The sequence below is a fragment of the Nonomuraea sediminis genome (assembly GCF_018531495.1).
In the GTDB taxonomy this organism is placed as follows: Bacteria; Actinomycetota; Actinomycetes; order Streptosporangiales; family Streptosporangiaceae; genus Nonomuraea; species Nonomuraea sediminis.
Window position 1 is genome coordinate 40,728 of sequence record NZ_JAHDTI010000018.1, and the last position, 19,563, is coordinate 60,290.

At 71.4% G+C, this 19,563-nt stretch carries 21 protein-coding genes; 10 read left to right on the forward strand and 11 right to left on the reverse strand.

All coding sequences use genetic code 11. From position 1 onward, the window contains the following. The 5 genes from KIK09_RS49455 to uraD are packed head-to-tail and all read right to left on the reverse strand — an operon-like array spanning window position 1 to window position 2,971. On the reverse strand, window positions 1–474 hold the full coding sequence (locus KIK09_RS49455; RefSeq protein ID WP_214326545.1) for a (2Fe-2S)-binding protein: 474 nt from the start codon (window positions 472–474) through the stop codon (window positions 1–3). Beyond that, entirely contained in the window at window positions 474–1,334 is an 861-nt protein-coding gene (locus KIK09_RS49460) for an FAD binding domain-containing protein (protein ID WP_214326546.1), read from the reverse strand. The genes KIK09_RS49455 and KIK09_RS49460 overlap by 1 nt, the downstream gene beginning before the upstream one ends. Before the next feature lie 5 nt (window positions 1,335–1,339). Beyond that, window positions 1,340–2,200, reverse strand: a complete 861-nt coding sequence (gene pucL, locus KIK09_RS49465) for a factor-independent urate hydroxylase (protein WP_214326547.1) — start codon at window positions 2,198–2,200, stop codon at window positions 1,340–1,342. Between the two features lie 4 nt (window positions 2,201–2,204). Beyond that, complete coding sequence (locus tag KIK09_RS49470) at window positions 2,205–2,495, reverse strand: hydroxyisourate hydrolase (RefSeq protein WP_214326548.1); 291 nt, start codon at window positions 2,493–2,495, stop codon at window positions 2,205–2,207. Further along, window positions 2,492–2,971 carry a 2-oxo-4-hydroxy-4-carboxy-5-ureidoimidazoline decarboxylase gene (gene uraD, locus KIK09_RS49475; RefSeq protein WP_214326549.1) on the reverse strand — a complete coding sequence of 160 codons (480 nt, stop codon included), beginning with the start codon at window positions 2,969–2,971 and terminating at the stop codon, window positions 2,492–2,494. Before uraD ends, KIK09_RS49470 begins: the two co-directional genes overlap by 4 nt. A gap of 152 nt (window positions 2,972–3,123) precedes the next feature. On the opposite strand from uraD, the gene KIK09_RS49480 reads away from it, so the two are divergent. Beyond that, window positions 3,124–4,626, forward strand: a complete 1,503-nt coding sequence (locus tag KIK09_RS49480; RefSeq protein WP_214326550.1) for a PucR family transcriptional regulator — start codon at window positions 3,124–3,126, stop codon at window positions 4,624–4,626. Here KIK09_RS49480 and KIK09_RS49485 read toward each other — a convergent pair. Next, window positions 4,623–5,222 (reverse strand): hypothetical protein, encoded by a 600-nt coding sequence (locus KIK09_RS49485; protein WP_214326551.1) that lies wholly within the window; start codon window positions 5,220–5,222, stop codon window positions 4,623–4,625. The genes KIK09_RS49480 and KIK09_RS49485 overlap by 4 nt on opposite strands. A gap of 56 nt (window positions 5,223–5,278) precedes the next feature. On the opposite strand from KIK09_RS49485, the gene KIK09_RS49490 reads away from it, so the two are divergent. Continuing rightward, the gene (locus KIK09_RS49490; RefSeq protein WP_372455798.1) at window positions 5,279–6,112 is read left to right on the forward strand and encodes a deoxyribonuclease IV; all 834 of its coding nucleotides are present in this window, start codon (window positions 5,279–5,281) and stop codon (window positions 6,110–6,112) included. A gap of 21 nt (window positions 6,113–6,133) precedes the next feature. On the opposite strand, the gene KIK09_RS49495 is transcribed toward KIK09_RS49490, so the two are convergent. Both KIK09_RS49495 and KIK09_RS49500 read right to left on the reverse strand, forming a co-directional pair. Beyond that, on the reverse strand, window positions 6,134–6,277 hold the full coding sequence (locus KIK09_RS49495; RefSeq protein WP_214326552.1) for a helix-turn-helix domain-containing protein: 144 nt from the start codon (window positions 6,275–6,277) through the stop codon (window positions 6,134–6,136). Window positions 6,278–6,327: 50 nt separating this feature from the next. After that, on the reverse strand, window positions 6,328–7,566 hold the full coding sequence (locus KIK09_RS49500) for an RNA-guided endonuclease InsQ/TnpB family protein (RefSeq protein WP_308164766.1): 1,239 nt from the start codon (window positions 7,564–7,566) through the stop codon (window positions 6,328–6,330). 53 nt (window positions 7,567–7,619) lie between these two features. Here KIK09_RS49500 and tnpA point away from each other — a divergent pair, with 53 nt between their 5' ends. Then, window positions 7,620–8,048, forward strand: a complete 429-nt coding sequence (tnpA, locus tag KIK09_RS49505; RefSeq protein WP_214326553.1) for an IS200/IS605 family transposase — start codon at window positions 7,620–7,622, stop codon at window positions 8,046–8,048. 266 nt (window positions 8,049–8,314) lie between these two features. Here the strand turns inward: tnpA and KIK09_RS49510 are convergent, their stop codons facing one another. After that, window positions 8,315–8,617 (reverse strand): hypothetical protein, encoded by a 303-nt coding sequence (locus KIK09_RS49510; protein WP_214326554.1) that lies wholly within the window; start codon window positions 8,615–8,617, stop codon window positions 8,315–8,317. A gap of 143 nt (window positions 8,618–8,760) precedes the next feature. Between KIK09_RS49510 and ureA the strand changes: the two genes are divergently transcribed. The 5 genes from ureA to KIK09_RS49535 all read left to right on the forward strand — a co-directional run bounded on the left by ureA (window position 8,761) and on the right by KIK09_RS49535 (window position 14,633). Beyond that, a complete protein-coding gene (gene ureA, locus KIK09_RS60395) occupies window positions 8,761–9,324 on the forward strand; it encodes an urease subunit gamma (RefSeq protein ID WP_214326555.1) in 564 nt (187 codons plus the stop codon). Between the two features lie 292 nt (window positions 9,325–9,616). Next, window positions 9,617–11,245, forward strand: coding sequence for an urease subunit alpha (locus KIK09_RS49520; RefSeq protein WP_214326556.1), 1,629 nt, complete (start codon window positions 9,617–9,619; stop codon window positions 11,243–11,245). Window positions 11,246–11,458: 213 nt separating this feature from the next. Continuing rightward, on the forward strand, window positions 11,459–12,223 hold the full coding sequence (locus KIK09_RS49525; protein ID WP_308164778.1) for an MFS transporter: 765 nt from the start codon (window positions 11,459–11,461) through the stop codon (window positions 12,221–12,223). Further along, window positions 12,223–13,815: an amidohydrolase gene (locus tag KIK09_RS49530; protein ID WP_214326557.1), complete on the forward strand. Its 1,593-nt coding sequence runs from the start codon at window positions 12,223–12,225 to the stop codon at window positions 13,813–13,815. The genes KIK09_RS49525 and KIK09_RS49530 overlap by 1 nt, the downstream gene beginning before the upstream one ends. 11 nt (window positions 13,816–13,826) lie before the next feature. After that, window positions 13,827–14,633, forward strand: coding sequence for an alpha/beta fold hydrolase (locus KIK09_RS49535; protein ID WP_214326558.1), 807 nt, complete (start codon window positions 13,827–13,829; stop codon window positions 14,631–14,633). Here KIK09_RS49535 and KIK09_RS49540 read toward each other — a convergent pair. Further along, window positions 14,630–15,646, reverse strand: a complete 1,017-nt coding sequence (locus KIK09_RS49540; protein ID WP_214326559.1) for an ROK family transcriptional regulator — start codon at window positions 15,644–15,646, stop codon at window positions 14,630–14,632. The genes KIK09_RS49535 and KIK09_RS49540 overlap by 4 nt on opposite strands. A 73-nt stretch (window positions 15,647–15,719) precedes the next feature. Between KIK09_RS49540 and KIK09_RS49545 the strand changes: the two genes are divergently transcribed. Next, entirely contained in the window at window positions 15,720–16,877 is a 1,158-nt protein-coding gene (locus KIK09_RS49545; protein WP_214326560.1) for an MFS transporter, read from the forward strand. A gap of 724 nt (window positions 16,878–17,601) precedes the next feature. Here the strand turns inward: KIK09_RS49545 and KIK09_RS49550 are convergent. Continuing rightward, a complete protein-coding gene (locus tag KIK09_RS49550; RefSeq protein ID WP_214326561.1) occupies window positions 17,602–18,033 on the reverse strand; it encodes a hypothetical protein in 432 nt (143 codons plus the stop codon). Between the two features lie 305 nt (window positions 18,034–18,338). On the opposite strand from KIK09_RS49550, the gene KIK09_RS49555 reads away from it, so the two are divergent. Next, a complete protein-coding gene (locus KIK09_RS49555; RefSeq protein WP_214326562.1) occupies window positions 18,339–19,535 on the forward strand; it encodes an RNA-guided endonuclease InsQ/TnpB family protein in 1,197 nt (398 codons plus the stop codon). Window positions 19,536–19,563: the final 28 nt, after the last annotated feature.

Below are 19,563 nucleotides of genomic sequence, written 5' to 3' on the forward strand. Positions count from 1 at the left end.
TCACTGTGCGGCGGCCTTCCTGGAGGCGGCCAGCCGTACCGCGTCGAGGATCTTCTCGTAGCCGGTGCAGCGGCAGAGGTTGCCCGCGAGCGCCTCGCGGATCTCGGCGTCGGACGGCTGGTCGACGCGGGCGATGAGGTCGTGCGCCTGGACGATCAGGCCGGGCGTGCAGAAGCCGCACTGAACCGCGCCGCACTCGACGAAGGCCTCCTGGACCGCGTCGAGCCGGTCGCCTTCGGCCAGGCCCTCGACGGTGCGCACCTGCCTGCCCTCGGCCTGCCCGGCGGCGACCAGGCAGGAGCAGACGGGCGTGCCGTCCAGGTAGACCGTGCAGGAGCCGCACTCGCCCTGTTCGCAGGCGTTCTTCGAGCCGGGCAGCCCGACCCGCTCGCGCAGCACGTAGAGCAGGCTCTCGCCCTCCCACACGTCGTCGACGGTCTCCTCGCGACCGTTCACGCTGAAGGCCACGCGCATCAGGCGGCCCTCCTTCCCAGGTAGTCGTTCCACGCCCAGCCGAGCGTGCGGCGGGCCATCACGCCGATGGCGTGCCTGCGGTAGTCGGCGGTGCCGCGCACGTCGTCGATCGGCGAGGCGGCGCCCGAGCACAGCTCGCCGAAGCGGCGCAGCACCGCCTCGTCGAGCGGGGCGTGCCAGTCGGCCTCGTCGGCCAGGAACGCCTCCGCCTCCAGCGCCCTGCGCGGGGTGGGCGCGGCCGAGCCGATCCCGGTGCCGACCCGCCGCTCCTCGGGGTAGAGGGCGATCGCGAACGAGCAGACCGCGATGACCATGGCGTTGCGGGTGCCGACCTTGGAGAAGTACTGCGGGCCCCGCGCCGCGGGCACGTGGATCGCCTTGATCAGCTCGTCCGGCTGCAGCGCCGACCGCTTCACGCCGAGGTAGAACTCGTGCGCCGGGATCAGCCGCACGCCCCGGTCACGCGACTCCACCTCGACCACCGCGTCCCCCGCGAGCAGCGGCGGATGGCTGTCACCGGCCGGGGAGGCCGCGCCGAGGTTCCCGCCCACGGTGCCGCGGTTGCGGATCTGCGGCGAGCCGACGGTCCTGGACGCCTGAGCCAGCCCGGGCAGTTGCTCGCCCAGTTCCTCGATGATCCGCGCGTACGGCACGCCCGCGCCGATCCGGTAGACGCCGTCCTCCACCGACCACTCCCGCAGCGGCGCGACCTGGTTGAGGTCGAGCAGCGCGGGGGGCCTGTGCACGTCGAAGTTGATCTCGACCATGACGTCGGTGCCACCCTGGATGGGCATCGCGTCCGGCTGGTCCGCCTTGGCGGCCAGCGCCTCCGCCCACGTGGTGGGCCGCAGGAATTCCATGTCTCTTACTCCCAGGCGAAGCCGGCGTCGGGCGCGTCGTCCCGCAGCACGGTCCCCTCGATCAGGCCGTAGGGGCGGTCGGCGGCGTAGTAGACCTCGTTGTCGTTGTCCAGGCCGAACGGCGTCAGGTCCACCAGGAAGTGGTGCTTGTTCGGCATCGCGAACCTGATCTCGGCCAGGTCGTCGCGCACGTTCAGCGCCCGCTCGCCCATCGCGTAGAGCGTCTGCTGCAGGGACAGGCTGTGGGTGCCGGCGAACGCCTCCAGCAGGGCCCGCCGTACGTCCTCATAGGACTTGGCGAAGTCCGACCTGTCGGAGACGTGCCGCCACTCGGCGGAGACCGCGGTGGCCAGGATGCGGTCGGTGGTCGGCTGGAGCGTGGTGTACTCGTCGACGATGTAGCCGTGGAACTCCGAGCCGGTGGAGTTGAGGACGACCAGGTCCTTCAGGCCGGAGACGACCGTGGTGCGGCCGTCGCGGTCGTGGTGGACCACGCAGGTGCGGACCTCCGTGCCGTTCCTGACGAAGGAGTGGTCGCCCGCGCGGTCCCACGAGTACTCCTCGATGGCGACCCTGGCGTGGTGGATGGTGGGCTGGGTGGACACGAAGTGCCTGGCCAGCAGGAGGGCGAAGTCCTCGATCTGGTCCACGCCGTGCTTCCTGGCCAGGGCGTAGACGGTGTTCTTCTGGGTGTCGGTGGGCAGTACGGCGGCGTTGCTGCCGGTCAGGTGGACCTCCTCCATGTCGCCCGACAGGGAGGAGGAGACGTTGAGATCCTTGAGGTGGTGCACGTCGCCGTCCCTGACGACGCGCACGAGCCTGGTCTCCGCCTTGCCGTAGCGGTTGGGGCCCAGGATTACTGACACGGGGCTAGCTCCCTCGGTAGGTGGAGTAGGCGAACGGGCTGATCAGCAGCGGGATGTGGTAGTGGCGGCCGGGGTCGTCGATGCGGAAGGCGATGACGACCTCGGGGTAGAAGGTGCTCGGCAGGTCGCGGAAGGTGACGCGGTGGACGCCCTCGCCCGGGTTCCAGCCCTTGATGCGGCCGTCGGCGTCGGTGCGGCCCTCGTGCAGGACCCTTCCGTCCTTTTCCAGTGTTACGGCCACGTCCGCCTCGGGGAGTCCGGTGGCGGCGTTGAGGACGTGGGTGGAGAAGGTCATGCGCCCACCAGCTTGGCCATCCGCAGGCAGGTGATCTTGGCCAGTTCGTCGCCGACGACCTTGCGCTCGGTCTCCTCGTCGTTGTCCAGCCGATCGCGCAGCTTCGTGAGCATCTGCGTGCCGGTCAGGCCGGTGGCGCAGACCAGGTAGACGTGGCCGAAGCGCTCCTCGTAGGCGCGGTTGCCCTCCGCCAGCGCCGGGCGGAGGTCGTCCTCCACGCCCGACTGCTCCTGCCGCGACCACGCCTCCTGGCTGCGCTCGCCGATGCGCGGGTGGGCCGACAGCGCCTCCAGCACGTCGGGCCAGTCCAGGGCGCGTACGGCGGAGTCGGCGGCGGCGGTCAGCTGGGCCAGGTCCCGGTAGGGACGCCGGGCGGCGACGGACCTGGCGAAGGCGCGGGAGGCGCAGCAGGCGAGCAGGTCGCGCTCGGCCTCGTCCGGATCCCGCACGTTGAAGTCGGCGAGCGAATTGGGCATGTCAGCAGTACACACACGGCCGTCCTGCCCGGTCCATCCGCAAGAACTCCGAAGTGGTCCAGCCGTTGGCCAGGACTTTTCGTGTCATGCTCCAAGTTCGCCGGCAGTTAACCTGTAGGTAGTCTCGCGGCAAGCGAGGCAAGGGATGTGGTATGCGACTCAACGCGCTGCTGGAGATGCCGGAGCTCGGCCTGTCCACGATCGTCGGCCAGGACGAGCTCGACCGGCCGCTGCGCTGGGTCGTGACGACCGACCTGCTCGACCCAGGACGGTACCTGACCGGCGGCGAGCTGGTGCTGACCGGGCTGATCTGGCGGCGCACGCCCGCCGACAGCGAGACGTTCGTGGCCGCGCTCGCCGCCGCCGGGGTGTCAGGGCTCGGCGCCTGCGAGGCCCGCTCGGGCGACCTGCCGCAGGACCTGATCGACGCCTGCCGCCGGCACCGGGTGCCGCTGTTCCACGTGCCGCAGGCGCTCGGGTTCGCCGAGGTCACCGAGCACATCGTGCGGCGGCTGTCGGGCGCGCGGGCCTCCGACGTCAAGGCGGTGCTCGACCGCCACAGGCAGCTGGTCTCCGGCGCGGGGCTCGACCCGGTGCTCGCGATGATCGGCCGCGACCTGGGCATGCGCTGCTGGGTGCTCACCCCGTCAGGGCGGCTGGTGTCCGGCTCGCACACGCTGCCCGAGTCCGCCGCGCGCGACCTGGCCAGGGCGTTCCTGACGGCCAAGCGGCTGCCGTGCGTGCGCGGCGGCTACACGATCTTCCCGGTGGACGAGCAGACGACCTCGCGGGTGGCCGACTGGTTCGTGGCCTTCGAGGGTTCCTTCGACGACTGGAGCGAGGAGCGGCGCGCGATGGCCGGGGAACTGGCCGCGGTCGCCGCGCTCGAGAAGGTCCGCCAGGACGACCGCCACAGCCCCGAGGGCCGCATCGCGCAGGAACTGGTCCGCCTGGTCATGACCGACGGCAGACCCAGCGACATCCTGCCCCGCCTGCAGGTCACCGGCCTGGCAGGCGCCGACGGCTACGTCGCCGTGGCCGCCACCGCCGACGGCGGCCTGCGCCCCGGCGAGCTGCGCGCGGTGGTCAAGGAGATCCTGTACGGCTCGGCCGCCACGGTCATCGGGATCGTGGAGGGCGAGGCGGTCGCGCTGGTGCCCGCCTCGGAGGGCGATGCCACGGCCCGCATCCGCGCCGCCGTACACGCCCTGGCCCCAGGGCTGGGCGGCTGCCATCTGACCGTGGGGGTGAGCGGGACGGCGCAGGTCACCGGGCTGCGCGGGGCCGTGGAGGAGGCCAGGTACGCGCGGCGGATGGCCGAGGGGCGGGCCGAGCCCGACGCGGTCGTCGGCCATGACGAGCTGGCCACGCACGTGCTGCTGCTCGCCTCGGTGCCCGACGACGTGCGGCACATGTTCCGGGTCCGGCTGCTCGATCCGCTGCGCTCCTACGACCAGGTGCACCGGGCGGACCTGGTGCGGACGCTCGAGGCGTTCCTGCAGTGCTCGGGGTCGTGGACGAAGTGCGCCGAGCTGCTGCACGTGCACGTCAACACGCTGCGCTACCGGATCCAGCGCATCCAGGACCTCACAGGCCGCGACCTGTCACGGCTGGAGGACCGGGTGGACTTCTTCCTGGCGCTGCGCCTGGGCTAGCACACGCCGGGCAGGCCGCACACCTTGGCGGCCATCTTCCTGGCGTCCTTGGTCAGTCCGCCGGGCTCGTAGTATCCGTCGGTGGTTGTGTAGATCATCAGGGCGCTTCCCCGGAGCGCGGCGACGCCGGTGATCGTCTGGATCACGGAGCCGTCCTGCCGGGTCGTGTAGCCCATACCCGCTGCCTCGTCACCCACCTTGACCTTGGTCGTCCGCCAGCGGATCCGCAGCTGCGGTGACGACGGGTCGCCCCTGCGCGCACACCGCTTGACGTCGGTGCGCAACTGGGTGAGCGCGGCGTGCGCGGCCCGGGGGTTCCTGTAGAGGATCAACTGCTCGGAGGAGCCGCTGGGCGCGCTGCTCCAGTAGGTGATGGTGCGCGCGGCCACCCGGCCGGCGTCGGCGGCACGGCGCCGGTTGCAGGGGTTCAGCTCCAGCGGCTTCGTGAGCTTGTCGCTGATCTTGTATCCCCCCTCGTACGCCTCGTCGGGGGTCTGCGGCTTGCGGGCCTGGGGCTCGGTCAGCAGGAAGTCCCGGGGAATCTCGCTGGTCACCGGGGCGAGCGCGAGCGCCAGGGAGAGCGCGATACTGATCATGGCCGGTTGGACGTACCCCGGCTTGGGAAAGTTCTGGCGCGCCTAGACTGGGCACCGTGAAATCCCTGATCGGCGGGCACGTCTCCGTCGCCGGCGGCCTGGCGACGGGCGGCCTGAAGTACATGGCCGAGATCGAAGCCGAAATGATCCAGGTGTTCGTCACCAACCCGCGGGGCTGGGCGCTGACGGCGGGCAAGCCCGAGGAGGACGCGGCGCTGGCCGAGTCGGGCGTCGTCTCCTTCATCCACACGCCCTACCTGGTCAACTTCGGCTCCCCCAGCCCGGAGACGCTGGCGAACTCGATCGCCATCACCCGCTACACGCTGCGGCGGGGCGTCGAGACCGGGGCCAAGGGCGTGGTCGTGCACACCGGCTCGGCCGTCACCCAGTCACGCGACGACGCCTTCCGCCAGCTGCGCGAGCACCTGCTCCCGCTGCTCGAGGAGATCCCCGAAGGCGGCCCCGACCTGCTGCTCGAGCCCATGGCCGGCCAGGGCGCGATGCTGTGCGCCACGGTCCAGGACCTCGAGCCCTACCTGGCCGCGCTCGAGTGGCACCCGCGCGCCAACGTCTGCCTCGACACCTGCCACGCCTTCGCCGCGGGCCACGACCTGGCGGCCGAGGGCGGCGTGTCGGAGACGCTCGAGGCGCTGCACGCCATCGCTCCTGGGCGGCTGAAGCTGGTGCACGCCAACGACTCCAAGGACGTGTGCGGGTCGAAGAAGGACCGTCACGAGAACATCGGGGCGGGCCACATCGGCTCCCAGCCCTTCGCCGACCTCATGCGTCACCCGGTCGCGGCGGGCGTGCCGATCTGCATCGAGACCCCGGGCAAGGCCCCCGGGCACCGCGAGGACATCCTCCTGCTCAAGAAGCTCCGCGACGCCTAGCCCTCGCCGGCTTGCGGGCGCTCACAGGCCGTCGGCGCGGAGGGCGAGGGCGACGACGGCGGCGTCGGCAGGGCGGCGGACGTCACGGCCGGTGATGGCGTGGAAGCGGGCGAAGCGGTGCTGGCTGGATGAATGATGAATGAATGAATCGTGTTGCGGTGGCATTGAACTCCTCCCCGGCCTATAAGGCCGGAGATTCTCTCGTCGCGTCGCAGTTAAGCGGCGCGCGGGGGTTGACGCTTCGCAGACCGGGCAGCCCCGAGGTCTCCACGTCCTGACACCACAGTTCCTGCGGCGTTGCGAATGTTGATCGCGGCGTTGGTGTCGGCGTGGCCGGTCCACCCGCACACGGGATTGGCGCACGAGAACCGGGTGCCGTGGCGGGAGGCCGCGTCGCGGTGCCCGCACCGGTGGCAGGTCTGCGACGTGCCCGGGGCGGGGACCTTCGCCACCAGCCCGCCGCGATCACGGGTTTTGTACTCCAGCAGGGTGACCGTTCGGCCCCACGCCTCGCCGGTGATGGCGCGGTTCAGCCCTACCTTCTGCGCCACGTTCCGGCCGGGTTGTTCGATCGTGCCCTTGGCAGAGCGGACCATGGTCGTAATCTTCAGATCCTCCACCACGACCACGCTGAAGGTGTCAGCGAGTTCGGTGGTGGTCTGGTGCTGCCAGTTAACCGCTCGGCGCTTGGCTGTCGCGCGGAGCCTGGCCATCTGGTCATAGGTGCGCCCCAGCCGATGAGAGGTCCGCTGTCCGGAAGTCTGGGCCGCGCGCTGGCGGGCGGACTTCTTCTCCAGGCGTCGCAGATGTTCGCGCTCGCCGCCGGTGAGCCAGGGGCCGTGCTCACGCGTGGTCTGGTCCGACAACGCCAAGGCGACGGTGATCCCCCGGTCGATCCCCACGGCTGGGCCGGGATGGGTGTCCATGAGCGGATCGGCCATGGTCTCGGTCCGGAACACGATCTGCCAGCCGCAGGCGTCCTTGACCAGCCGGGCTCCGGTGATCCGCCCGGCCGGACCGGCCTTGGTGACGCCGGGCAGGCCCTTGGTCCATCGAAACCGCACCCGCCCGACCTTGGGCAGGTTGACCGCACCCCACCGCCGGTTGACCCGCTTGATCTGCAGGTCGCGGGCCTGGGGCACATCGACGGCCGGCCGGGATCGGAACCGGGCCTTGAACGTCGGGCGTTTGGCGGGGTGATCAGGGTTGAAGAAGTTCACCCACGCCTGCCGATAGGTCTTCAACACCGCCTGAGCCGCCTGGGCGGGCAGTTGGCCCATCCAGTCGATCTCACGGCGAGCCGCCCGGATTGCCTCGTCACACTCCTTCAACGTTGCGAACCGGGCCTGCCGGAAGGTGAAGTACTCGTGCAGCAGGTTCCACAGCGCGCGGGCGGTGTGCGCTTGTCCGTCCAGCACCGCCACCTGGGCCGCGCTCAACTCCAGGCGGGCCACATGCGCCCGCGCCTGTTTCACCTTCTCCACGCCCTGATCGTATCGTTTGGTTTATGTCACCGAGATGGAAACCGAACCCCAATGTGCGCACGGGACGGCACGTCGTCTACAACCTTCACGCGCATTTGGTGTTCGTCACGAAGTTCCGGCGTGGTGCCTTCACCGACCCGATGCTGGTCCGATGCGAACAGATCATGCGGGAGGTCTGTGCCGACTTCGAGGTCGAGCTTCGCGAGTTCAACGGTGAGGACGACCATGTCCACCTGCTGGTCCACTATCCGCCCAAGGTCGCCTTGTCCAAGCTGGTCAACTCGTTGAAGGGGGTCTCGGCTCGGATGCTGCGCAAAGAGTTCAGCGCCCACGTCCGTAAGTACCTGTGGGGTGATCATTTCTGGTCCGGCTCCTACTTCGCCGGGTCAGTTGGCGAAGCCCCTTTGACCGTGCTCAAGCAGTACATCGAGCAGCAGAAACGGCCGGTCTGATCGGGGTGGACGCCGGTTCGTCTGACGGCGAATCAGCTATTCTTGCCCGCTACGCGGGAGGGTCCGCTTCACCCCCCAACCTGAAGGCCAGAGCACTACGGACGAACCCGGTAGAGCGCTACCGCCGTGTCGGCGATCGCGCCGCTGCCCGCCAGGTGCACGCGGATGGTCTCCAGCAGACGTTCCCGCTCCACAGCCCCCACCTTCTCTAGCGGACCCAGCACCCGGTGTGCCAGCTCGGGACTGTCCGCGGCGAACACCTCCAGCTACGAAGTCCTCCAGCCGCTGGGCCCGCCCCCGGCTGGCAGCGCGCGGGCGGTCGCCGCGCCCAGTCGTACGGCGTGCGGGAGGCGAGCGAGGCTCGTCACCCGCGGCGAGACCCCGCACGGCACTCCGGCGAGCGCGTCCTCGACCGTGACGGCACACGTGGGCAGTTGGACGGCTAGGACGTCACCGGACGGCGACTCGTGGCGGTGCCAGCGCAGCGCCGCGACCGCTGAGGGGTCGGCCACCGCGGCTACGAAGGCGCCCGAGGGGTCGAGGCCGAGCACGCGCCCGGCGTCGCGCACCACGTCGGGGTTGCGGCCGTCGTTGTCGAGCGGCCGGGCGAACCAGGTGCGGCGCTCGTCCTCGCGCGGAGGCCATCGCGGACCTACTCCTGTGGGATCAGGCCGCTGACCTGGGCATACCGTGAACGAACCAAGGAGGACACGTGCATCTGACCCCTCGAGAGCAGGAGCGGCTCACCATCTTCACCCTGGCCGAGCTCGCCAGGCGGCGCCTGGCCCGCGGCAGGCGGCTCAACGCGCCCGAGGCCACGGCGCTGATCTGCGACGAGATCCTGGAGCACGCCTGGGACGGCGAGTCGCTGGAAGAGGTGATCCGCGCGGCGCACGCCGTACTGACCGCGGACCAGGTGATGGACGGGGTGCCGGCGCTGGTGGCGCACGTCCAGGTGGAGGCGCTCTTCCCCAGCGGCACCGCGCTGGTCGCGGTCGACCAGCCGATCGGGCCTCCTGCGCCCGGCGGACCCGGCGCGGTCGAGACGGCGCCCGATGACGTCGCGATCAACGTGGGCCGCCGCAGGGCCCGCGTCTCGGTCACCAACAACGGCGACCGCACCGTGTTCGTCTCCTCGCACTTCCCGCTGAGCGAGGTCAACGCCGCGCTCGTCTTCGACCGCGACGTCCAGGGCCTGCGCCTGGACATCCCCGCCGGTACGGCCACCGCGTTCCACCCCGGCGAGACCGTCGAGGTGGAGGTGATCCCGTCTTGACGTCCTCCCCGGCCTGGAAGTCCGAGGATTCCAGCACCACCTGCGGGTGGTCTGTCGGTTCGCGGTGCGCCGGCCCGGCAACCCAAGCCCTTCCCGCGCAGCAACCGCCCGTCCGGCGGCCGTACAACACGCCTCGCTTGGTTATCGCGAGACGTGCCGACTCTAGCGCAGAGGACCGACAGATTCTGATGTTCGCTTCGCGCCCATGGCTGTCCCGGCTTCGCCTGGCCACCCCTGACTGGGTCCGTAATCCTCCCGGCCCTAAAGGACCGGGCTTCCTCCGGAGGTCTCGGTGAGGCGCGAGGAGTACAACGCGATCTACGGCCCCACCACCGGCGACCGGATCAGACTCGGCGACACCTGTCTGTGGGCCCGGGTCGACAAGGACGACGTCACCCACGGCGATGAGCTGCTCGGCGGCTGCGGCAAGACGCTGCGCGACGGCCTGCTCGCCCGCCCGCGCGGCGACAGGGAGTCGGCGCTCGACCTGGTGGTGGCCGGTGTCGTGCTGATGGACCCGGTGCTGGGCGTGCGCAAGACGCACATCGGGGTCAAGGACGGCCGGGTCGTGCCCGTCGAGGGCGCGATCATCGACTCGCACACGGCGATCGTCCCCGGCGAGGGCCTGATCGCCACGCCCGGGATCGTGGACTCGCACGTGCACCTGTCCTCGCCCGAGATCGCCCCGGCGGCGCTGGCCTCCGGCGTGACGACGGTGGTCGGGATGGGCCTGGGCGGCGTGTGGGACGTGGGTGTGAACCCCGCGCACAACCTGCACACGCTGATGAGCGCCTGGCGCGGCACGCCGCTGAACGTGGCGTTCCTGGCCCGCGGCTCGTCCAGCTCGCGCCAGTTGCTGGAGGAGGCCGTGGTGGCCGGCGCCGGCGGCTTCAAGATCCACGAGGACTTCGGCGCGACCCCGCGCATCATCGACACCTGCCTGGGCGTGGCCGAGGAGGCCGACCTGCCGGTGGCGCTGCACTCCGACTCGATGAACGAGTCCGGTTACCTGGCCGACACCGTGGCCGCCACCCGCGGGCGGACCGTGCACGCCTACCACGTCGAGGGCGGCGGCGGGCATCCCAACCTGCTGGAGATCCTGGCCGAGCCGCACATCCTGCCCTCCTCGACCACGCCCACGATCCCCTACACCGCCAACACGGTGGGCGAGCTGTTCCCGATGACGATGACCGTGCACCGGCAGAACCACCACATCAGCAGCGACGTCGAGGTGACCAGGAGCCGGGTCAGGGCGCACGGCATCGCCGCCGAGAACGCCCTGCACGACCTGGGCGCGATCAGCATCGTGAACTCCGACTCGATGGGCATGGGCCGCATCGCCGAGACCGTGCGCAGGACCTGGCAGCTGGCCCACCTGCACGGCCTGGCCGGCGACCAGGGCAACGAGCGCATCCTGCGCTACCTGGCCAAGCTCACGATCAACCCCGCCATCGCGCACGGCATCGCGCACGAGGTCGGCTCCCTGCTCCCCGGCCGGTTGGCCGACATCGTGCTGTGGGACCCGGCCTGGTTCGGCACCAAGCCGGAGCTGGTCGTCAAGTCCGGCTTCGTCGCACACGGCGTCTCGGGCAGCGGCTCGGGATCCACCCGGCTCACCCAGCCGCGCGCGTACCGCTCCTACTTCGGCGGGCTGGGTGACGCCCCCGCCCTGCTGTCGCGGATCTTCGTGGCCCGCGACGCGCTCGACTCGGCGGACGCCAGGGACGCGCTCCCCGGTGGCCTCCGTTACGCCGCGATCAAGGATGCTCGCGGACTCACCCGTCATGACATGCCCCGAAATACTGCGACACCGCGGGTGCAGGTGCCGCGCGAGCCCGGTCCCGTCCTCGTGGACGGCACCGAGGCGGCGATGGCCCCGGCGACCGAGGTGCCGCTGGCCCAACTCCACCACTTCGCCTAGGAACCCCCCTCATGAGCAACCCCCGTGGCGCCGGAATCGCGTCCTTCGTCGGAACCTCCATCGAGTGGTACGACTTCTACATCTACGGCACGGCCTCCGCGCTGGTGTTCGGCAAGCTGTTCTTCCCCGAGGCCAACCCGACCGCCGGGGTGATGGCCTCCGTCGGCATGCTCCGCCCCCGTCCTGCTGGCGCTGCTGCGCCTGGTCCAGGGCATCGCGGTCGGCGGCGAGTGGGGCGGCGCGGTCCTGATCGCCGCCGAGCACGCAGGTCCCAAGCGCGTCCTGTACGCCGCCTTCGCCCAGCAGGGCTCGCCGGCCGGGTCGATCCTGGCGACCGGCATGTTCGCGCTGGTCAGCCTGCTGCCCGACGAGGCGTTCCTGTCGTACGGCTGGCGGATCCCGTTCCTGGCCTCGGCGGTGCTGCTGGTGATCGGGCTGGTCATCCGGCTGCGGGTGGAGGAGTCGCCGGAGTTCGTGCGGATGCGGGAGCGGCAGGAGGTGGCGCGGCTGCCGCTGGCCGAGGTGCTCCGCTCATCGTGGCCGCTGGTGCTGCTCGGCATCGGCGCCAGCGGCGTCGGCATCGCCTCGGCGTACTTCACCAACACCTTCATCCTGTCGTGGGCCACCAACGACCTGGGTATCGCCAAGAGCACGATGCTCAACGTGCTGCTGGTCGTGTCGATCACCCAGTTCGTGACCCAGCCGATCGGGGCGGTGCTCGGACAGCGGATCGGCGCGGCGCGGTACATACTGATCGCGTTCTGCGTGCTGATCGTGTGCACGCCGATCACGTTCCTGCTGGTCGGGACCGGCTCGCCGGCGCCGGCCACCACCCCGCTGATCGCGACCGCGCTGCTCGGCGCCACCGGCACGATCTGGGCGGTCGTCGTCCAGTACATCGTGATCATTCTGCTCACCATGGCGTGTGTGACCGCGCTGCGCCGGATGTCGGCGCGGCGAGTCCCTGTGGAGGTTTGATGCGTCTCGACGCGCTGTTCGTCAATGGTCGTTTCACCACGCTCGATCCCGAGCGGCCGGTCGCGACCCGGCTCGGGGTGTTCGGGGAGCGGATCGCCGGGCTGGACGAGGAGCTCGACGGGCTGACCGCGGACGTGGTGGTCGACCTGCGGGGGCGGCATGCCGTACCCGGGTTCAACGACGCGCACCAGCACCTCAGCATGCGCGGGCAGCGGCTGCGCGAGCTGGACCTGCGCGGGCTGAGCCTGTCCGAGCTGTACGACGCGGTGGCCTCGGCGCCCGAGGGGGCGTGGATCCGCGGCGCGGGCTACGACCAGAACAAGCTCGGCGGGGCGCACCCCACCAGGCAGGCGCTCGACCGGGTTTCCGGCGCGCGTCCCGTCTGGCTGCAGCACACCTCGGGGCACATGGGGGTCGCCAACTCCGCGGCCTTCGCGCTGATGGGGTTCCCTGACCTGGACGTGCCCGACGTGCCCGGCGGATCCGTCGGCCGTGACGCCGACGGGGTCCCGGACGGGCTGCTGGCCGAGCAGGCGCAGGAGCTGGCGCACCGGCTGCTGCGCCCAGTGACCCAGGAGGACTTCGTCGAGGGCATCGCGCTGGCCAGCAAGGTGGCCGCCGCCGAGGGCCTGACCAGCTTCACCGAGCCCGGCGTCGGGGTGGGCCTGGCAGGCAACGGGCCGCTCGACGTGGCCGGCTTCCAGGAGGCGGTACGGCGGGGCCTGCTGCTCCAGCGGGCCACGCTCATGCCGGGCTCGCCCAACCTGCACGAGGTCGGGCCCGGGTTCGGGCTCGACCTGGGGATCGGGACCGGGCTCGGCTCCACCAGGCTGCGGATCGGGCCGGTCAAGGTGTTCTCCGACGGCTCACTCATCGGGCGGACAGCCGCGATGTGCTGCGACTACGCCGGCGAGCCCGGCAACCGCGGCTTCCTGCAGGAGGAGGCGTCGGCGCTGCGGGAGTTCATCCTGCGCGCGCACGCGGCAGGCTGGCAGGTGGCCACGCACGCGATCGGCGACCTCGCGGTCGACGTCGTCCTCGACGCCTACGCCGAGGCGCAGGCCCGCCATCCCCGGCCCGACGCGCGGCACAGGATCGAGCACTGCGCGGTCACCTCGGACGCGCAGGTGGCCAGGATCGCCGAACTCGGCGTGATCCCGGTGCCGCAGGGGCGGTTCGTCAGCGAGCTGGGCGACGGCATGCTGGCCGCGCTCGGCCCCGAGCGCTCGCGCGGCTGCTACCGGCAGCGCTCGTTCCTGGAGGCGGGCATCGTGCTGCCCGGCAGCTCCGACTGCCCGGTGGTCGAGGGGGCGCCGCTGCTCGGCATCCACGACCTGGTCAACCAGCGCACCGCCGGCGGTTCCTCGTTCAACCCCGGCGAAGCGCTCACGGTCTCGCAGGCGCTGCGCGCCTACACCGCGGGTTCGGCCCACGCCGTGCATGAGGAGCGGCTCAAGGGCACGCTGAGCCGCGGCAAGCTGGCCGACTTCGCGGTGCTGTCGGACGACCTGCTGGCCGTACCGGCGGAGCGGATCCGCGACGTCACGGTCGTCACCACCGTGGTCGGCGGGGTTGTCGTCCACGATCTGTAGCATCCAGGGCTGTGGATCTCGAGCTGAGTGATGGGCGCCGCCTGCGCGTCTACGACACCGGCGGTTCCGGCCTGACCGTCTACTGGCACCACGGCACGCCGAACATCGGCGCCCCGCCCAAGCCGCTCCTCGGCGTGCCCGGGATCCGCTGGGTGTCACACGACCGCCCGAGCTACGGCGGCTCGACCCCCGCCCCGGGGCGCGACGTGGCGTCGGTGGCCGCCGACGTGGCGAGCGTGGCCGACGCGCTGGGCATCGAGCGGTTCGCCGTGATGGGGCACTCCGGCGGCGGCACGCACGCGCTGGCGTGCGCCACGCTGCTGCCCGAGCGGGTGCTCGCGGCGGTGAGCGTGGCAGGACTGGCGCCCTTCGACGCCGGCGGGCTCGACTGGTTCTCGGGCATGGCGGACTCCGGAGTGGCGTCCCTGCGCGCCGCGGCCGCCGGGCGGGAGGCCAAGCAGGCCCACGAGGCCACGGCGGAGTACGACCCCGAGATGTTCACCCCGCGCGATCATGCCGCGCTCTCCGGGGAGTGGTCGTGGTTCGGCGAGGTCGTCGGCCCCGCCCTGGAGGGTGGTCCCGGCGGGCTGATCGACGACGATCTGGCCTACGTCACTCCCTGGGGATTCGATCCCGCGCGGATCCAGGTGCCCGTGCTCCTCCTGCACGGCGAGCAGGACAGGGTCGTACCCAGCTCCCACGGCCGGTGGCTGGCCGGTCGCTGCCCCACGGCGGAGCTGCGGCTGAGCCCCGACGACGGGCACATCTCCGTTCTCAACCAGGCCGGCGCCGCGCTGGAGTGGCTCGCCTCGGCCTAGCAGAAGACCCGGTCGCGGGCCAGGTCGAGGGCGGTCAGCACGGCTCCCTGCAGGATGGCGTTGCCGCTCACCGTTGTGGCCCGCACCTCGGTGGGCGCCGGTGACAGCTCGGCGACCTGTTCGGCCACCAGGGCGGCCAGCTCCTGCCCGCCGGCGCGGCCGGTGACGCCACCGAGCACGACCAGGCCCGGGTCCAGGATCGTGACCAGCGCGAACGCGCCCTGCGCGATCCGGCCCGCCAGCTCGGCCGGCTCGACCCCCTCGGCGGCGTGGGCGTCCACCAGTTCGCAGAACGTCAGGCCGCCCATCCGCAGCAGGCCCACCTCTCCAGCGCCGCCGGAGGTGCCACGGCGCAGCCGGCCGCCGAGCACGACCGCCGCGCCGATCCCGTCGTCCAGCCAGAGCAGCACGAAGTCCTCGCGGCCCTTGGCGGCCCCGATGCGGAGCTCGGCGACGGCCGCCAGGTTCACCTCGTTCTCCAGCACGGCGGTCACGCCCAGGCGCCGCCGTACCTCTTCCAGCAGGCCCGGACGCCAGCCGGGGACGAAGTTCTCCGACACCAGCTCGCCCGTGCGCGGGTCCACCAGGCCGGGGGCGCCCATCGCGACCGTCTCCAGCGCGCGGCCCCCCGCGGCCAGCGTCACGGCCTCGGCGATGCGGGCGGCCGGCTCCCCGTCGTGGGGCAGCGAGATGGAGCCCACGGGCGCGCCGGTGATGTCGGCGACGGTGACGTGGATGGCGCTGCGGCGCACGTCCACCCCTGCCACGTGGGCGCGGCCGGCCACGATCCCGTAGAGGCGGGCGTTCGGGCCCCGGCGGTCCTCGCCCGACTCCCCCGTCACCTCGATGAGCCCGCCCTGCTTGAGCCGCTCGATCAGGTCGGACACGGTGGGCCTGGACAGGCCCGTCAGCTCGCGCAGCTGGGGCGCGGTCAGCGGCCCGCGCTCGAGCAGCAGGTCGAGGGCGAGCCGATCGTTGATGGCGCGGGCCATGGCCGGGGTCGCGGTCTTCACGCCGACCATAATAATCAGGAAGCCTCCCTAATAGCTCTTTTCATCAGGAAGCCTGCCTGATAATTTCTGCGGCATGAGTCATCACCGGGCCATCGCCGCCGTTTTCGCCGTGCACGGCGCGGTCGCCGGCAGCCTGGCCACCCGCCTCCCCTGGATCCAGGAGCACCTGCACCTGGGTCCCGCCACGCTCGGCCTCGTCCTGCTGTGCCCGTCCATCGGGGCGTTCGTCGGCATGCCGCTGGCCAGCCGCCTGGCCTACCGCCTCGGCGGACGCGCGGCCACGCGGCTGCTGCTGGCGCTGTGGTGCGCGGTGCTCGCCGTGCCCGCGCTCGCGCCCGCTCCCGCCTTCCTGTTCCCGATCTTCCTGACGTTCGGCGTGCTGGCCGGGATGTGCGACGTGGTGATAAACGCCCACGCCGTGGTCCTCGAACGCCGCCTGGGCCGCCCGATCATCTCCGGGCTGCACGGCATGTGGTGCGTGGGCAGCCTGGCGGCGGGCGGCCTGGGCGCCCTGGCCGCGCAGGCGGGCATCGACGCCCGCCTCCACCTCGGCGCCACCTCGCTCGGCCTGCTCGCGCTGGGCGCGTGGCTGGGCCGGGGCCTGCTGCCCGACTCGGGGACGCGGGCCGACCAGCCGGCGCCGCGACGGTTCGTGCTGCCGTCGCGGGCGATCGCGGCCATCGGCGTGATCGGGTTCTGCGGCACGTTCGCCGAGGGCGCCAGCGCGAACTGGGCCGCCGTCTACGTCACCAAGGTGACCCACGCCGGCCCGGGGGTCGCGGCCGCCGCGTTCACGACCTTCATGCTCAGCATGGCCTGCGCCCGGCTGGCCGGCGACCGGATACTGCGGCTGACCGGGCCCGTCGTGGCCGTCCGCACGGGCGGGATCCTGGCCGCCGCCGGCGGCGTGCTGGTGGTCGCCGGCCGGGTGCCCTGGCTGTGCGTCCTCGGGTTCGCGCTGCTGGGGCTGGGCGTCGCGGTGATCGTGCCGCTGGTGTTCGCCGCCGCGGGCAACGCCGGGCCCAGCCCGGGCGAGGGGGTGGCGGGCGTGGCCACGATCACCTACCTGTCCGGGCTCATCGCCCCCGCGGTGACCGGGTGGGTGGCGGGCGGACTGTCCTACCCGGCCGCCTTCGCCATGATCACCGGGGTGGCCGCGCTGCTCGCGCTGCTGGCCCCCGTCCTGCGGCCCCAACCTGCGGCAAGAGGAGAAGTACGTGTCGGAGCCTAGGATCGACGCCGCGCCCTTCCGCTACCCAGGCACCAGGGCTCCCCTCCCCCGCCGCACAAGGCGCCGACCACCACCGCACACCACCTCACCGACCCGGCGCCCCGAAACGCGACCGCGAGCGCCCACGACACCAGCCCGCCGACCCCGCGCCTGGAGGGGCTGTGGAGTGGTGGGGCAAGAGCCGCGGTGCCCGGGTGACGTAGGGGCGTTGCGGCGGGTAAGGAGCGCCGACTCGCCGGAAGCGGGTCCTTGGCCGAAGTGCGGCGGGCGGCCGGTGGCGGCGGCTTGCCGTACAGGCAGAAGCACGGGAAGCGGCCGTACAGGCAGAAGCACGGAAAGGGGCCGTACAGGCAGAAGCACGGAAAGGGGCGTGCAGGCAGAAGCACGCGAAGGGGCCGTACAGGCAGAAGGCGTGAAGCCCGGGGTGGACGTGTCGGGGCGCTCGCTCTCGCGATCCGGCCGCCCCCGTAAGGCCGGATCGCGGTCCGGTCCGCGGCCACAGCGGGCGCCCCTTCACGTACTCGGCAGGCGGGCCCCACCCCCCGGTCGAGGGCCCGATTGCCGTGGTGACCTGCCCGGGTCACCAGCGGAAGCCGACGCATCAGGCCTGTGTTGAGCCGGATGGCTCGTCCCCCCCAATGCGACGGTGTGGCTCACCGATGGGGAAACACTACGGAGGCGATCTTGAACGTGAAACCCTCTTCACGAACAGCGCGCTGAACGGTCAGTAGTCAGCGATGTACGGAGCGTATACGCGGGACGAGCGGTCGTATAGCTGCGACGAGCGGTCGTCCGGACGGTGCATCCGGGCCAGCATCCGCCCCGCCTCGCGTGGCACCAACCCCGGCGTGACCAGCGAAATCACCACCATCACGGCGAACGAGCAGGCGACCGCGACGGGTGTGCCGTAGTCCAGGTTCACGCCCGCGAGCGTGAGCACGGCCCCGACGGCGAACCCGGCCGCCACTCCGGCCCCGGTGAGCCGCCGCCACCATATCCCGAGTACCAGCAGCGGGCAGAACGTTGCCGCGGACAGGCCGAACCCCAGCAGCACCAGCCCCACCGACCCGGCGGCCCCGGTGCACGCGGCGACGGCGGCCGCTCCCACCGGGTACGACAGCATCGACCCGCCGTGCGTGGCGATCCGCCCGGCCATGCCCAGGCACACGGCGGCCGAGGTGACCTCCGAGCCGATAGCCGCTCCGCACCCCTGAGCTGCAGTACGGCAAGCAGCACCCACACCGGCTGCACCACCACCGCCCCCACGGGCAGCGGCGGCACCAGCGTCAGCGCGATCACGGCCGCCACGGCGCCCACGGTCAGCAGCGCCCGCCGTAGCTGCCTGCCCATCACCAGATACCTACAGGCTGGAGGCCCCGTCCTTCAGGGCGGAGGAAAGCCGGAACGGTCGGTCACGTTGGTCCCCCGGTTTTGTCGGTGCCGGTCGGTAGGTTGACCGGCATGTCCCGCTACAGGCTACAGCCGACGCCTGCCCAAGAGGCGGTTCTGCTGGAGCATTGCGGGCACGCCCGATTCGTCTGGAATCTGGCAGTGGAGCAGCACGCGCAGTGGAAGCCGGGCCGTAAGAGCGCGCCGGGGTTCGCCGAGCAGTGCCGCCAGTTGACGGAGGCGCGAGCAGAGTTCGAGTGGCTACGCGCTGGGTCGATCATCGTGCAGCAGCAGGCGCTCAAGGACTTCGCCCAAGCCATGGCGCACTACTTCGCCAAGACTCATCGCAGGCCGACGTGGCGTAGGCGTGGACAGGGGCAAGGGTTCCGGATCGTCGCGGTCAAGGCCGACCACGTCCGCCGCGTCTCGCGCAACGTCGGCGAGGTCAAGGTGCCGAAGGTGGGCTGGGTGCGGTTCCGCTGGTCGCGTGCCGTACCCGAGGGTGTGAAGTCCTACCGGGTCAACCGGGATAGGGCAGGCCGCTGGCATGTCGCGTTCGCTGCCATCCCGGAGCCGGTTCCTGCACCGGGATCGGCTGAGGTTGTGGGCGTTGACCGTGGCATCGCCATAGCCGCCGCGCTGTCCACGGGTGAGATGCTCAACGTGCCCACACTGCGCACGGCAGAGAAGTCGCGCCTGCTGCGGCTTTTGCGGAAGCTGGCCCGCGCCAAGCGCGGCTCCAACCGGCGTGCCAAGGTCAAGAGTGCGATCGCGAAGCTGAAGGCACGGGAGTCGGATCGGCGCAAGGACTGGGTGGAGAAGACCTCGACCACTCTGACCCGCTGCTTCGCCGTGATCGCCGTCGAAAACCTGAAGATCGCTAACATGACCCGGTCGGCGTCCGGCACCCTCGACGCGCCTGGCAGCAAGGTCCGCGCCAAAGCCGGCCTCAATCGGGGCATTCTCGCTGCCGGGTGGGGCCAACTGGTTGAACGGCTGGAGCAGAAGGCACCTGGCCGAGTTATCAAGGTCAACTCCGCGTACACGAGTCAGCGGTGCTCGGCGTGCGGGATCGTCGATGCGAAGTCGCGCGAGAGTCAAGCCGACTTCCGTTGCCGGTCTTGCGGATACGCCTGCAACGCCGATGTGAACGCGGCACGCAACATCCGATTGGCCGCCGCAGGGCATGCGGTGGATGCGCGGGGAGGCGACCGGACTGCCGGGCCTGTGAACCGCGAACCTCAACGCGACCTCCTCCTCGTGGGGTAGTTGCCGTTGGAATCCTCCGCCTTCAGGC

Excerpts from the sequence above, each read along its gene's own strand:
- KIK09_RS49530 (WP_214326557.1), top strand. The coding sequence starts at position 12,223 with ATGCGTCTCGACGCGCTGTTCGTCAATGGTCGTTTCACCACGCTCGAT.
- KIK09_RS49455 (WP_214326545.1), bottom strand. The coding sequence starts at position 474 with ATGCGCGTGGCCTTCAGCGTGAACGGTCGCGAGGAGACCGTCGACGAC.
- KIK09_RS49555 (WP_214326562.1), top strand. The coding sequence starts at position 18,339 with ATGTCCCGCTACAGGCTACAGCCGACGCCTGCCCAAGAGGCGGTTCTG.
- KIK09_RS49470 (WP_214326548.1), bottom strand. The coding sequence starts at position 2,495 with ATGACCTTCTCCACCCACGTCCTCAACGCCGCCACCGGACTCCCCGAG.
- uraD (WP_214326549.1), bottom strand. The coding sequence starts at position 2,971 with ATGCCCAATTCGCTCGCCGACTTCAACGTGCGGGATCCGGACGAGGCC.
- KIK09_RS49495 (WP_214326552.1), bottom strand. The coding sequence starts at position 6,277 with ATGCCACCGCAACACGATTCATTCATTCATCATTCATCCAGCCAGCAC.
- KIK09_RS49460 (WP_214326546.1), bottom strand. The coding sequence starts at position 1,334 with ATGGAATTCCTGCGGCCCACCACGTGGGCGGAGGCGCTGGCCGCCAAG.
- KIK09_RS49550 (WP_214326561.1), bottom strand. The coding sequence starts at position 18,033 with ATGGCCGGGCGGATCGCCACGCACGGCGGGTCGATGCTGTCGTACCCG.
- KIK09_RS49545 (WP_214326560.1), top strand. The coding sequence starts at position 15,720 with ATGAGTCATCACCGGGCCATCGCCGCCGTTTTCGCCGTGCACGGCGCG.
- tnpA (WP_214326553.1), top strand. The coding sequence starts at position 7,620 with ATGTCACCGAGATGGAAACCGAACCCCAATGTGCGCACGGGACGGCAC.
- KIK09_RS49485 (WP_214326551.1), bottom strand. The coding sequence starts at position 5,222 with ATGATCAGTATCGCGCTCTCCCTGGCGCTCGCGCTCGCCCCGGTGACC.
- KIK09_RS49480 (WP_214326550.1), top strand. The coding sequence starts at position 3,124 with ATGCGACTCAACGCGCTGCTGGAGATGCCGGAGCTCGGCCTGTCCACG.